This window comes from Actinoplanes subglobosus (genome assembly GCF_042650585.1).
In the GTDB taxonomy this organism is placed as follows: Bacteria; Actinomycetota; Actinomycetes; order Mycobacteriales; family Micromonosporaceae; genus Actinoplanes; species Actinoplanes subglobosus.
Genome location: NZ_JBHSBL010000018.1, coordinates 108,787 through 121,671, shown reverse-complemented (window position 1 = coordinate 121,671; position 12,885 = coordinate 108,787). Strand labels below are relative to the sequence as shown.

At 72.5% G+C, this 12,885-nt stretch carries 13 protein-coding genes; 6 read left to right on the top strand and 7 right to left on the bottom strand.

Annotation, left to right across the window (positions count from 1 at the left end):
• Positions 1-45 precede the first annotated feature (45 nt).
• Positions 46-1,503 (top strand): SDR family oxidoreductase, encoded by a 1,458-nt coding sequence (locus ACFO0C_RS22465; RefSeq protein ID WP_378068637.1) that lies wholly within the window; start codon positions 46-48, stop codon positions 1,501-1,503.
• Positions 1,504-1,540: 37 nt separating this feature from the next.
• Here ACFO0C_RS22465 and ACFO0C_RS22460 read toward each other — a convergent pair whose 3' ends face one another.
• From ACFO0C_RS22460 to prmC, 4 genes are read right to left on the bottom strand one after another with little or no spacing between them, the layout of a single operon-like run.
• Positions 1,541-2,506, bottom strand: coding sequence for an L-threonylcarbamoyladenylate synthase (locus ACFO0C_RS22460; protein WP_378068636.1), 966 nt, complete (start codon positions 2,504-2,506; stop codon positions 1,541-1,543).
• Entirely contained in the window at positions 2,503-3,096 is a 594-nt protein-coding gene (locus tag ACFO0C_RS22455) for an arsenate reductase/protein-tyrosine-phosphatase family protein (protein WP_378068635.1), read from the bottom strand. Before ACFO0C_RS22455 ends, ACFO0C_RS22460 begins: the two co-directional genes overlap by 4 nt.
• Before the next feature lies 1 nt (position 3,097).
• Entirely contained in the window at positions 3,098-3,742 is a 645-nt protein-coding gene (locus ACFO0C_RS22450) for an L-threonylcarbamoyladenylate synthase (protein WP_378069119.1), read from the bottom strand.
• Between the two features lie 24 nt (positions 3,743-3,766).
• Positions 3,767-4,654, bottom strand: coding sequence for a peptide chain release factor N(5)-glutamine methyltransferase (prmC, locus tag ACFO0C_RS22445; RefSeq protein ID WP_378068634.1), 888 nt, complete (start codon positions 4,652-4,654; stop codon positions 3,767-3,769).
• Positions 4,655-4,721: 67 nt separating this feature from the next.
• Between prmC and ACFO0C_RS22440 the strand changes: the two genes are divergently transcribed.
• Both ACFO0C_RS22440 and ACFO0C_RS22435 read left to right on the top strand, forming a co-directional pair.
• Complete coding sequence (locus tag ACFO0C_RS22440) at positions 4,722-6,218, top strand: GGDEF domain-containing protein (RefSeq protein ID WP_378068633.1); 1,497 nt, start codon at positions 4,722-4,724, stop codon at positions 6,216-6,218.
• Positions 6,215-7,585: an outer membrane protein assembly factor BamB family protein gene (locus ACFO0C_RS22435; protein WP_378068632.1), complete on the top strand. Its 1,371-nt coding sequence runs from the start codon at positions 6,215-6,217 to the stop codon at positions 7,583-7,585. The genes ACFO0C_RS22440 and ACFO0C_RS22435 overlap by 4 nt, the downstream gene beginning before the upstream one ends.
• Here ACFO0C_RS22435 and prfA read toward each other — a convergent pair.
• Both prfA and rpmE read right to left on the bottom strand, forming a co-directional pair.
• The gene (gene prfA, locus ACFO0C_RS22430) at positions 7,569-8,660 is read right to left on the bottom strand and encodes a peptide chain release factor 1 (protein ID WP_378068631.1); all 1,092 of its coding nucleotides are present in this window, start codon (positions 8,658-8,660) and stop codon (positions 7,569-7,571) included. The genes ACFO0C_RS22435 and prfA overlap by 17 nt on opposite strands.
• Positions 8,661-8,739: 79 nt before the next feature.
• The gene (rpmE, locus tag ACFO0C_RS22425) at positions 8,740-8,964 is read right to left on the bottom strand and encodes a 50S ribosomal protein L31 (protein ID WP_378068630.1); all 225 of its coding nucleotides are present in this window, start codon (positions 8,962-8,964) and stop codon (positions 8,740-8,742) included.
• A gap of 196 nt (positions 8,965-9,160) precedes the next feature.
• Between rpmE and ACFO0C_RS22420 the strand changes: the two genes are divergently transcribed.
• From ACFO0C_RS22420 to ACFO0C_RS22410, 3 genes are read left to right on the top strand one after another with little or no spacing between them, the layout of a single operon-like run.
• Positions 9,161-10,228 carry an RNA ligase gene (locus tag ACFO0C_RS22420; RefSeq protein ID WP_378068629.1) on the top strand — a complete coding sequence of 356 codons (1,068 nt, stop codon included), beginning with the start codon at positions 9,161-9,163 and terminating at the stop codon, positions 10,226-10,228.
• Positions 10,225-11,121, top strand: coding sequence for a phosphatase domain-containing protein (locus tag ACFO0C_RS22415; protein ID WP_378068628.1), 897 nt, complete (start codon positions 10,225-10,227; stop codon positions 11,119-11,121). Before ACFO0C_RS22420 ends, ACFO0C_RS22415 begins: the two co-directional genes overlap by 4 nt.
• Before the next feature lies 1 nt (position 11,122).
• Positions 11,123-11,740 (top strand): RNA ligase family protein, encoded by a 618-nt coding sequence (locus ACFO0C_RS22410; protein WP_378068627.1) that lies wholly within the window; start codon positions 11,123-11,125, stop codon positions 11,738-11,740.
• On the opposite strand, the gene ACFO0C_RS22405 is transcribed toward ACFO0C_RS22410, so the two are convergent.
• Positions 11,724-12,884 (bottom strand): nitric oxide synthase oxygenase, encoded by a 1,161-nt coding sequence (locus ACFO0C_RS22405; RefSeq protein ID WP_378068626.1) that lies wholly within the window; start codon positions 12,882-12,884, stop codon positions 11,724-11,726. The genes ACFO0C_RS22410 and ACFO0C_RS22405 overlap by 17 nt on opposite strands.
• Position 12,885 lies beyond the last annotated feature (1 nt).

The window sequence follows — 12,885 nt, the reverse complement described above, 5'->3', positions numbered from 1 at the left end:
AGCATATGGCTTGTGACCCCGGCTTCGTGGGCACAGTCTCCAGTTATGCGGTGCTTGGTGACCGGCGCGACCGGATACATCGGGGGTCGGCTGGCCCCCAGACTTCTCGAAGCGGGACACGAGGTGCGATGTCTGGCACGTAGCGCCGGACGGCTGCGGGACGTGCCGTGGGCCGGGCGGACCGAGATCGTCGAGGCCGACCTCGCCGACCCGGCCACCCTGCCCGCCGCGTTCGAGGGCGTCGAGGTCGCCTACTTCCTCATGCACTCGCTGGGACGGCCGGACTTCGAGCGGCTCGACCGGGAGGCGGCGAAGAACTTCGCGGCGGCGGCGCGCGCGGCGGGCGTACACCGCATCGTCTATCTCGGCGGCCCGGAGCCGCCCGCGCACGAGCGACCCTCCGCCCACCTGCGCTCCCGGGCCGAGGTGGCCCGCATCCTGCTGGGCAGCGGGGTGCCGACGGTGGTGCTCCGCGCCCCGGTGATCATCGGTTCCGGGTCGGCGTCCTTCGAGATGCTGCGGCACCTCACCGAGCGCCTTCCGGTCATGGTCACCCCACGATGGGTCAGGAACAGGATCCAGCCCATCGCGGTACGGGACGTCCTGCGCTACCTGATCGGTGCGGCCGGTCTCCCGCCGGAGATCAATCGCGGGTTCGACATCGGTGGCGCCGACGTGCTGACCTACGCCGAGATGATGCAGCGGTACGCCCGGGTGGCCGGCCTGCCCCGCCGGATCGTCGTGCCGCTGCGCCCGCTCAGCCCATGGCTCTCCGCGCACTGGGTCGGCCTGATCACCCCGGTACCCAACGGCATCGCCCGTCCCCTGGTGGCCAGCCTGGTGCACGAGGCGATCGCGCACGAGAACGACATCGCCGCGTTGCTCCCCGGTCCCCCGGTACTGGGCTTCGACGAGTCGGTACGGCTGGCGCTCGGCAAGATCCGGGACGCCGACGTGGAGACCCGCTGGTCCACCGCCTCCGGCCTGAACCCGTCGGCCGAGCCGCTGCCCAGCGACCCGGACTGGTCCGGCGGCAGTGTCTACGTCGACGAGCGCTCCCGCCCGGTGCGGGCGAGCACCGGCGAGCTGTGGCGGGTCATCGAGGGCGTCGGTGGCGAGAACGGCTGGTACTCGTTCCCGCTGGCCTGGTCGGTGCGTGGCTGGCTGGACCGGCTGGCCGGCGGGGTCGGGCTGCGCCGGGGGCGCCGGGACCGGCACCGGCTGCGGGTCGGTGAGGCACTCGACTGGTGGCGGGTCGAGGAGATCGAACCGGGCACACTGCTGCGGCTGCGCGCCGAGATGCGGGTGCCGGGCCGGGCCTGGCTGGAGATGCGCGCCGAGACCGGCGACGACGGTGGCACCGTCTACCGCCAGCGGGCCGTCTTCCTGCCCCGTGGGCTGGGCGGGCACCTCTACTGGGCGTCGGTGCTGCCCTTCCACGGCATCGTCTTCAACGGCATGGCCCGCAACATCACCCGCACCGCCGAGCAGACCGGCGCGTGACCGTGGGCCGGCGGAGGCGCGCTGTCACACGGCCGGTTCAGGCTGCGGACCGGGACAGCCGGTCGCGGACGGCCAGCCAGTCCTCGGTGCGTGGTGGCTCCTGGACGAGGATCGTCGCGAACCCGGCGTCGTCGAGGCGGTGCAGGGCCGCATACAGGTCGGCGGCGTATTCCCGGGGGTCGGAGGACAGGACCTCGGCGCCGTCGCCGCCCTCGTACGCCAGGACGCCGACCGGCTCCGCCAGCCCGCCCCGCTCCACCTCCCGCACGTCCTCGCAGAGAATGACCCTGGCCCGCGGCGCGTAGTGCCGGCGGCTCATACCCGGTGACGACCGGGCCGCGCCGTCCGCGGTCTCCGCGACCGGTAGCGCGATCGGGCCGGCCACCTCGCGCAGCGCCCGCAGGCCGAGCGCGCCCGGACGCAGCAGCCGTGGCACGTCGCCGGTCAGGTCGAGCACCGTCGACTCGATACCCCACGAGCACGGGCCACCGTCCAGCACCATCGGCACGTCCGGCAGGCTGCGGACCACGTGCTCGGCGGTGGTCGGCGAGATGCCCTCGGAACGGTTCGCGCTGGGCGCCGCCAGCGGCAGACCGGAGGCCCGGAGCAGGTCGAGCGCCACCGGATGGGCCGGCACCCGGACCGCCACGGTGTCGTTGGCCGCGCCGATGCCCGGCAGGCGCGGCGCCCGCCGGACGACCAGAGTGAGCGGGCCCGGCCAGAACCGGGCGGCCAGCTCCTCCGCCCTGTCCGGCCAGGCGGCGGCGAGCGAACGGGCCGCCGCCACGTCGGCGACGTGCACGATCAGCGGGTTCCAGGTAGGCCGGTTCTTCAGCCGGTAGATCTCGCCGACCGCCGACTCCGAGAAGGCGTCGGCGCCCAGCCCGTAGACGGTCTCGGTCGGGAAGGCCACCACCGAACCGGACTTCAGCAGGCCGGCCGCGCGGGACAGACCGTCGGCGTCGGGCGCGACGATCCGGTCACGCCAGGGCGAGTCGCTCACGGGAGGAGCAACGCGGCGAGCGGCATCGTGGTGTCCTCGATCTCGTCCGCCACCCGCTGGAACGTCTGGTCGCCACGCCCCCACGGGTCGTCGAGGTCGTCGCCGGGCTGCGGGGTGTCGGCACCGCGGAGCCGGGACGCCGCCTCCACGATGGCCACGCCACGGGCGTGCACCGCGTCCGGTTTCGGCTCGGCCGGCGGCAGGGCGGCCGCCTCGACACCGCTGAGCAGGCGGCCGAACTCACCGAGGACGAAGGTGCGGTCGGCGGCGTCGGGACGCAGCGCCACCACGTAGTCGTACTGATCGGCGGTGGCCGTGAGGATCAGGTCGGCCTCGTCGATGAAGTCACCGCGCAGCTTGCGGGCCAGGAAGCCCTCGTCGGTGCCGCGGCGGGCGCGGACCAGCCGGGCGGCCGGAGGGTTCATCTCCTCGCCCTCGTGCCAGCCGCCGGTGCCGGCGCTGACACTGCGCAGCAGTGGGCCGTCGGCGTCGCCGCCCCGCTCCCGGACGGCCCGGGCCAGCAGCCGCTCGGCCATCGGGGACCGGCAGATGTTGCCCATGCAGACGTGCAGAACGGTGAACGGAGCCAAGTCAGGCCTGCCCATCGACGATGTCCGGAACCACGTCACGGAGTTTCTCCAGCGGGATCGCCCCGGCCCGGAGAATGCGGGGGACGTCGCCGGTGACGTCGACGATCGTGCTCGGTGCGGGGTCGGCGGCGGGACCGGCCTCCAGGTAGACGCGCACCGCATACTCCAACTGGTCGCGGGCCTCGTCGGCGGTGAGCGGCGCCGGGGAGCCGAGCTTGTTGGCGGTGGTGACGGCCATCGGGCCGACCTCGCGCAGCACCTCCAGGGCGACCGGGTGCAGCGGCATGCGGACGGCCACCTGGCCCCCGGTGTCGCCGAGGTCCCACTGCAGGCTGGGCGAGTGCTCCACGATGATGGTCAGCGCGCCCGGCCAGAACGCGTCGGCCAGCTCACGGGCCGCCCGGGGCAGCGAATAGACCAGCCCGTCCAGCGTGTGGCGGGAGCCGACCAGCACCGGCGGCGGCACCCGGCGGTCCGAGCCGCGGGCGTGGTGCAGCTGGGTGATCGCGTGGGTGGCGAACGCGTCGGCGCCCACCCCGTAGACCGTGTCGGTGGGGAAGACCACGAGCTCTCCGCTCTTGGCCGCCTCGACAGCGGCGGCGACGCCACGGTCCCGGTCCGTGACGGTGGCGCAGTCGTAGAGCATCACGAGATGCAGTGTGCCATGTGACTACCCGGCGTCCCACCGGCGGCGGGCCGTCGCGTACCGCGGCCGGCCGGTGAGGTCGTCGTGGGCGGTCACCTCGATGAACCGGCCGTCGGCGCGCAGCAGCGCCGGGACCGCCTCGCCGTGCACGTCGTCGTGCTCGATCCCGACCGATCCGCCCGGTTTGAGCAGTGCCGCGGCGAGGGCGACGACCGGCCGGATCACGTCGAGGCCGTCCGCGCCGCCGAAGACCGCCTCGGCCGGATCGTGCTCGGAGACCTCCGGCGGCACCGCGGTGCCGTCCGGCACGTACGGCGGGTTGCACAGCACCACGTCCACCGTCCCGCGCAGGTTGGACAGCAGATCAGGATCGGTCACGTCACCGGCGACCACCTCGACCGCCGGGTACCCGGCGACGTTGCGGCGCAGCCAGGTCAGCGCGGCCGGTGACCGCTCCACGGCGATCACCCGGCCCGCCGTCGTCTCGTCGGCGATCGCGATGGCGATGGCACCGCTGCCGCTGCACAGGTCCACCACGAGCGCGCCCGGCCCGGTCCGCTCGGCGCCCCAGCCGGCCAGCAGCTCCGTCTCCGGCCGGGGCACGAAGACGCCGTCACCGACGGACGGCTCCACGTGCCGGAAGGCCGCCGTGCCGAGCAGGTGCTGCAGCGGCACCCGGCCGGCCCGCCGGGCGACCAGTTCGCGGAACCCGGCCAGCTCGGCGGGACGGATCGTGTCGATCAGGAGCAGCCGTCCACGGGAGACCCCGAGCACGTGCGCGACGAGCAGCTCGGCATCGACACGCGGTGATGACACACCGGCTCTCGCGAGATCGGCGGTGGCCGCTGCCAGCTCCGGGGCCAGGCGCGCCCGATCCGTGTCCTCGCGGGGGTGTTCGTGTCGCGGTGTCACGGCATAATCATGAGACGTCGCGCACGCGGGCCCGCCTGCGACCCGCCGATGCCGTGGGAGGCGCCTGGTGAGTTGGTTGGACCAGCTCGCGGAACACGTCGATGAGCTGCGCCACGCCGGGGAGCTCCAGCAGAACGGGCAGTCGGCGACGGCACTGCCGATTCTCGACCGGGTGCTCGCCGCCGCCTCTGATCCGGCCACCCGGGCGTACGCGTTGGTCCAGCGGTTCGGTGCGCTGATCAACCTGGGCCGGCTGGGTGAGCTGGCCGCCGCGATGGCGGCCGCCGCCGAGGCCGTCCGTGAGGTGCCCGACCCCTACCTGCGCGGGCAGATGCACGCGTTCGCCGCCCTCGGCGCCCACCTGCAGAGCAACCTGGACCGTGGCGTGACGCACCTGGTGCAGGCGGCCCGGGCGCTGGCCGCGGTGCCGGAGCGCGACTCGGAGACCGCGTGGGGCTGGCACGACCTCGCGATGGCCTACTCCTACCTGGGGTTCCACGGGCAGGCACTGACCGCTGTGGAGCAGGCCCGCGAGATCGGCGCGGCGGCCGGCCTGGCCCCCGAGGTGTTCGCCGCTCCCGGCATCCGGCTGCGCAACGCGGTCGCCCTCGACCATCACGGCGACACCGACGGCTGCCTGCGGGTGCTGCGCGACATGGACGCCGAGTTGTCCCGCTACCTGGCCACCGACCGGCTGCGGCCGGGCAGCCGCACGGTGTACGGGTATGCACTGGCCCGCCGTGCCGCGCTCGGTGAGCCCACCGGCCCGGAGGCGGCCCGCTGGCTGACCGGCGGCGGCGACAGCGCCCGGACCAGGGATCTGCGCCACCTCGGATCGGTCTGTCTCTCCATCGCGTCCGGCCGTCCGCAGCAGGCGCTCGCGATGCTGGCCGCCGTGCCGGTCTCGGCCGACGTGCTCGGTCCCGCCGAGCCGGCCCGGCTGCGCAGCATCTGCCACGCCAGCGCGGGTGACCACGCCGCCGCGCACGCCGCCGACCGCTATGCGTTCCGTCTCGCCGCGCTGCGCATCGACCAGCTCCGCGACGGCTACCTGGACGGGGTGGCCGCACGTCTCGACGCCCAGGAGACGCACCGCGACCCCGGGCGCTACAACGACGAGACCCTCACCGACCCGCTCACCGGTCTGCCCAACCGCCGCCAGCTGGAGCGGTATGTGGACACGCTGCTGTCCCGGGGCGAGCGCGCCGCCGTCGGGGTCTGCGATGTGATCGGATTCACCACGGTCAACCTGCGGCACGGCCGGCACTGCGGTGACCTGGTGTTGCAGCGGATCGCCGGGGTGCTGCACCGGGTGATGCGACGGGGTGACTTCGTGGCCCGGTTCGCCGGCGACGAGTTCGTGCTGGTCCTGCCCGGCGCCGGCCCGCACCAGGCGGCCGAGGTGGCCCGGCGGATCGGCTCGGCCGCCACCACCGAGAACTGGCAGTCGCTGGTCCCGGGCACACCGATCGGCCTGGCGTCGGGCTGGTCCGAGGTGGGCGCCAACGGGCGTGGGCTGAGCGCGGCCCTGGCGGCCGCCGCGGCGAGCCGGAAACCCGCATGACCGTGTCCGTCATCGACCTCGGTGACGTCAGCTACTCCCCCGACGATCCGGAGGATTATCGGGACGGTCGTCGCGCCATCGACCGGATCCGGGTCAGCCGGGCGGCGAGGGTCGCGCTGGTGCTGCTGGTCGCGCTGTTCCTCGGCGGTTCCGGGCTGCCCGGCCCGCCGGTGCTGCGCGAGATGTGGTCGGTGCCGTTCTCCGAGGCCGACTCGATGGTGATCGGGGGTGACGCGCTCTACGTGCGGCGCTCGCTGCTGGGCGTGTCCGAGCTGACCGCCTACGACCTGGCGACCGGCACGATCCGCTGGACCCGTGGCACCGGTCCGGGCCCGGCCTGGATGGGCATCGAGCCACGGCCGCAGGTGTTGCTGCTGCCCGGCGAGGAGCAGGTGAGCGAGGTGCGGGCGGAGGACGGGAGCTCGATCAGCTTCTCGTACGGCGGCACGCTGACCGCCCTCGACCCAGCGACCGGCGAGGCGCTGTGGGAGCGCCCCGGCCTGCAGTACTGGGACAGTCCCGGGGACACGATGCTGATGTTCGAGCGCGTCCGGGACGGCTCGATCTCCTGGATCCGGCTGGTCCGGACCAGGGACGGATCAACCGTCTGGGAGCGGCGCGCGGCAGCGGGGACCGACAACGTGGTCGTCCAGTTCGACGGTGACGTGCCCACCCGGGTCGTCACCGCCGATCCCGAGGGTGAGCTGACGGTGCTGCGCTACACCGACGGCACCGTGGTCACCTCCGGGATCGTGCCGTGGACGCCGATGTCGTACAGCACCGGGGCCGGCACCTCCCTCAACGCGGTGGCCGGCCGGATCATCGTCGCCGACACCGGTCTGGGCCCGCAGCTCGACGAGAGCCGGGTGACCGCCTACCGCACCGACGACCTGGTCAAGCTGTGGAGCCGCGACACCTCCGGCTGGCCGAACGTGCAGGACTGTGGCCCGGTGATCTGCCTCGGCACCGCGCAGGACCAGATCGAGGGGGTCGAGCCGGAGACCGGGGCGAAACGGTGGGGCATGCCGGGCGGCCAGTTCGTGGGCACCCTCCCCGGCACCGGGAACGTTCTGGTCGCCGGCACCGACGACAAGCCGCTGCAGACACTCGTCGACGCGGCCACCGGCCGGGTAATCGGCACCGGCGGCAGCGGCGGCCTGCTCCACCACGACCCGGTCGATGGCAGCGTGACGCTGCTCCGGGGTCGTGAACTGACCAGCAGCGCGGTGAGCCGGCTCGACACCGCCACCGGCCGGAGCACGACGCTCGGCGTCGTCTCCGGCGGCAACCAGCGTTACTGCATCGGGGAGGGCCGCCGGATCGCCTGCACGACCGGCGACCGGCTGGTCGTCACTGCCGTCGGCTGAGGTCCGCGTCACCGGCCAGGCGGGCCGCCCGGTCGGCGCCGGCGAGCGCGTCGAGCACACCGTCCAGTTCGCCGCCGAGCACCAGGTCCAGGTTGTAGGCGGTGTAGCCGATGCGGTGGTCGGTGATCCGGTTCTGCGGGAAGTTGTAGGTGCGGACCCGCTCGGAGCGGTCGACCGTACGCACCTGGGCCTTGCGGGCGTCGCCGGCCGCCGCGTCCGCCGCCTCCTGGGCCACCGCCAGCAGCCGGGACCGCAGGATGCGCATCGCCGACTCCTTGTTCTGCAGCTGGCTCTTCTCGTTCTGGCAGCTCACCACGGTGCCGGTGGGCAGGTGGGTGATCCGGACCGCGGAGTCGGTGGTGTTGACCGACTGCCCACCCGGCCCGGACGAACGGAACACGTCGATCCGCAGGTCGCCCGGCTCGATCTGGACCTCGACGTCCTCGGCCTCGGGCAGCACCAGCACGCCGGCGGCCGAGGTGTGGATGCGGCCCTGCGACTCGGTGACCGGCACGCGCTGCACCCGGTGCACGCCGCCCTCCCACTTGAGCCGGGACCAGACGCCGTGCCCGCCCTCGGGGAGGCCCTTCGTCTTGACCGCCACCGAGATGTCCTTGACGCCGCCGAGGTCCGACTCCTGCGAGTCGATCACCTCGACCACCCAGCCGCGCCGCTCGGCGTACCGCGTGTACATCCGCAGCAGGTCGCCGGCGAACAGCGCGGACTCCTGGCCGCCCTCGCCCGCCTTGATCTCGATGATCACGTCCTTGGCGTCACTCGGGTCGCGCGGCATCAGCATCTCGCCGAGCTTCTCCTCCAGCGCGGGCAGCGTGGCGGCGACCGCCTCGACCTCGGAGGCGAACGACGGGTCCTCGGCGGCCAGCTCCTTGGCGGCGGCCAGGTCGGCACGGGCCGACTCCAGCTCGGTGTGTGCGGCGTTCAGCGGGGCCAGCTCGGCGAAACGGCGGCCCACCCGGCGGACCAACGCCTGGTCGGCGTGGATCGACGGGTCCTCCATGCGCTTCTCGAGGTCCGCGTACTCGGCCAGAAGCATGCTCAAACGGTCAGTGCTCATCGTCTTCTCCCAACCAGGACAGCGGACCACATGCGAACGGCGCCCGCCCCGGAATCCGGGACGGGCCCCGTTGACGCAGTTACTTCTTCTTGGCGGCGGTGACCTTCGCGTACTTCGCCTGGAACTTCGCAACCCGGCCCGCGGTGTCGAGGACGCGCTGCTTGCCGGTGTAGAACGGGTGGCAGGCGCTGCAGGTCTCGACGCGGATCTCCGCGCCCTTCGCGGTGCTGCGGGTGGTGAAGGTGCTGCCGCAGGAGCAGATGACCTCGGTGGTCGTGTACTCCGGGTGGATGCCGCTCTTCATGTCTTCTCGGTCCCTCTCAGATGGTCGGGCCGCCGGGTCGCCTGTGACGCACGAGGCGTGAACCGGAACCCTTACTGGCCGATGTACCAGTCTGCCATGCCTCCCATACCGGCCGGAAATCAGGAGGCGCAACCCGATACACGCTGGTTAACGTGAGCGTCCCTTACGGCATTCCCACCCCTCGAAGGGCCCTGTCATGACGCTCCTGAACGACGTCCTCGATCCGGTCGAACTGGCCGACGCGATCGGCAACGGGCTCGTCCGGCTGCAGCGTCACCCGACACTGCCGTTCGTCATCTACAACTACACCGAGGCCTGCCAGTACAGCGCGGCCTGGACGCCGGTGACGCTGGCCTGCCGCGGTCTCGTGGTGGACGCCGGCGGCCGGATCGTGGCGCGGCCGTTCCCCAAGTTCTTCAACCACGACCAGTCGCAGGCGCCCTCGCTCGACCCGGGCGCGCGGGTCACGGTGACCGACAAGGCCGACGGCAGCCTCGGTGTGATCTATCACGACGGGTCCGGTCTCGCGGTGGCCACCCGCGGGTCCTTCGCGTCCGACCAGGCACGGCACGCGACGGAGCTGCTGCGTACGCGCTACCCGTCCTTCGTACCGCCGGCGGGTCTGACCGTCCTGGTCGAGATCATCTACCCGGACAACCGGATCGTCATCGACTACCGGGGGCTCGACGACCTCGTGCTTCTCGGGGCGGTGGAGATCGCCACCGGCCGGTCGCACGGGCCGGAGGCGGTGCCGTCGTGGCCGGGCCCGGTGGTGGAGACGTTCGCGTACACCAGCTTCGCCGAGGCGCTGGCCGCCCCGCCGCGGGACGGCCGGGAGGGCCTGGTCGTCCACTTCACCGAGGCCGACCAGCGCGTGAAGATCAAATACGCGGACTACGTACGCCTGCACCGCCTGGTCACCGGGCTCACCCCGCGCAGCGTGTGGGAGATCCTCGCCAACGGCGGCGACCTGGGGGCGCTCACCGAGCCGCTGCCGGACGAGTTCCACGTGTGGGTGCGGGGTGTCGCCGACGGGCTGACCGCCGAGGTCGACGCGCGGGCCGCGGCGGTCGAGGCCGCTTACGAGACGATCATCACTTCGCTGCCGGAGGGCTGGAGCCGCAAGGACTACGCGGCGCAGGCTCTGCGCAGCGAGCACCGGGCCGAGCTGTTCCTGCGGCTGGACGGCAAGGACTACCGTCCCGGCCTGTGGCAGCGGGTCCGGCCGGCCGGCGGCCGGTCCGAGGGGGAAGACGATCAATGACGCGACTGCTCATCACCCGGGGCCTGCCGGCTTCCGGCAAGACGACGTTCGCCCGCAAGCTCCAGCCCGAGGTGGTCCGGGTCAACCGTGACGACCTGCGGCGGATGCTGCACGGGCGGCCGCTGTTCACGCAGCGCGCCGAGGCACAGGTCACCCAGGCCCAGCGGGCGGCCGTCGAGGCGCTGCTGCGTGCCCGCGGCAGCGTCGTCGTCGACGACACCAACCTGCGGGCCAGGACGGTCCGGGAGTGGGCCGAGATGGCCGCGCGGTACCACGCGTCGTTCGAGGTGCACGACTTCACCGACGTGCCGGTCGACGAGTGCGTGCGGCGTGACGCCGACCGGCCGGAGGACGTGCGGGTCGGCGAGGAGTCGATCCGCCGTATGCACGCGCGCTATCTGGCCGGGAAGAACCTGCCGCTGCCGATCCCGTTCGTCGATCCGGGCGGGCCGGGCGTGGTCTACCTGCCGGACCCGGAGCTGCCGGAGGCGGTGCTGGTCGACATCGACGGGACCGTCGCGCTGATGAGTGGGCGCAGCCCGTACGACTGGGGGCGGGTCGGTGAGGACGAGCCCAATCCGGCGGTCATCGCGGCGGTACGGGCGATGCACGCGTCCGGCCACGCGATCGTCTTCTGCTCCGGACGGGACGCGGTGTGCCGGCCGGAGACCGAGGCGTGGCTGGAACTGTTCGTCGGTGTGCCGTACGAGGGGCTGTTCATGCGGCCGGAGGGCGACAGCCGGAAGGACTCCGTCGTCAAGCGGGAGATCTTCGACCAGGAGGTCAGGGATCGATGGCGGATCGTGGGGGTGTTCGACGACCGTCAACAGGTGGTACGCATGTGGCGGCAACTCGGCCTGACGGTCTTCCAGGTGGCGGAGGGGGATTTCTAGGGTGAAGTACCCGCGGACGTTCCATCTGCCCGGCTCGCCGGGAGCGACGGCTGATGATCGTGTTCAGCATGATCTGTCCTGGCTGGACGGTGAGCTCGTCGTGACCGAGAAGATGGACGGCGGGAACCTCACCTTCACCCGCGACACCATGTTCGCCCGCTCGCTGGACTCCGGCACCCAGCCCTGGGACCGGCCGGCCAAGGCGCTGTGGGCGATGACGGCGTACCGGATACCCGACGACTGGCGTGTCTGCGGCGAGTCCATGTGGGCCCGCCGCAGCGTCGCCTACCGCGACCTGCCCGGCGTCTTCCTGGTCTTCGGCATCTGGGACGAGACGAACACCCTGCTCGGCTGGGACGACACGGTGGACTGGGCTCGCCGCCTGGAGCTACCGGTCGTCCCGGTCCTCTACCGCGGTGGCAGTCTCACCGAGGCCCGCGCCGCTTGGGGCGCCCAGCTCACCACCGAAGAGTCCGAGGGCTACGTGGTCCGCGCCGCCGGCCGCATCCCGGCGTCCGATTTCGATCACAAGGTCCTCAAGTGGGTCCGGGCCGGCCACGTCCGTACCGACGCCGCCTGGCGCCATCGCGACGACTTCGCCGTCAACGAGTTCGCCTAGGGCAGCCCTGGGCGAGGCTCGCCGCCTCGTCGTCGAGGTAGAACGCCGGCCGCTGGTCGAACTCGTCGTAGTAGCGGTGGAAGACCGGGGTGATGCCCCCGGAGATCGGTGGGACGATCCAGCTCCAGTCGGCCGGCACCCGGCGACCGGCCTTCTCCTCGTTGCGCAGGTGCGTGAGGAACCGCTGCGACTCGGTGTGGTGGTCGCTCATCTTGACGCCGGCCCGTTCGAAGCTGTGCAGGACCGCCAGGTTGAGCTCGACGAGGGCCCGGTCCCGCCAGAGTGTCGACTCCCGGCTGGTGTCCAGTCCCATCCGCGCGGCGACGAGCGGCAGCAGGTCGTAGCGATCGCCGTCGGCGAGGTTGCGGGCGCCGATCTCGGAACCCATGTACCAGCCGTTGAACGGGGCGAGCGGGTAGTGCACGCCGCCGATGGTGAGGCGCATGTTGGCGATCGCCGGTATCGCGTGCCAGCGCAGCCCCAGCTCGGCGAACCAGCCGAACTCGGGGTGGCTGAGCGGCACCTCACGGATCGCGCGCTCGGGCAGTTCGTAGACGCGTACCCCCTCGGCGGGCGTCTCGATGACCAGGGGCAGCACGTCGAACGCCTCCCCCTTGCCCTGCCAGCCGAAACCGCGGACCACCTGGGTGAACCCGACCTGCCTCGGGTCGCCGACCGCGCTGCCGTCCTCGGCGCGGTAGCCGGCGTAGCGGATCAGCTGCTCGTTCCAGACCCGGGCGTGCGGCTGGCCGGGCTGCGCCGCGGCGAAGACGCTGATCACCGGACGGATCTGACCGTCACCGGCGGTCTGCAGGTGCTGGACCAGCAGGGAGTAGATCTCGTCGGCGGTGCGGGCCCGGCGGCGATCCAGGACCATCAGGCTGCGCCAGTAGAGCCGCCCGATGCACCGGCTCGCGTTGCGCCAGGCCATCTTCGCACCGTGGGTCAGCTCGTCGGTGGTGTGCACGTAGGTGCCGGTCGCGGCGATCTGCGCCCGGATGATCGCCAGACGGGGCTCGACCGGCCCGAGACGGGGGTTCTCGAGGTAGCAGCCGCGCAGGAAGTCCTCGGCTTCACCGGGATCAACCGGTGAGCCCGGATCCCATGGCTCGGCCGGGCAGTCCCGGTAGCCGGGCACGATCATC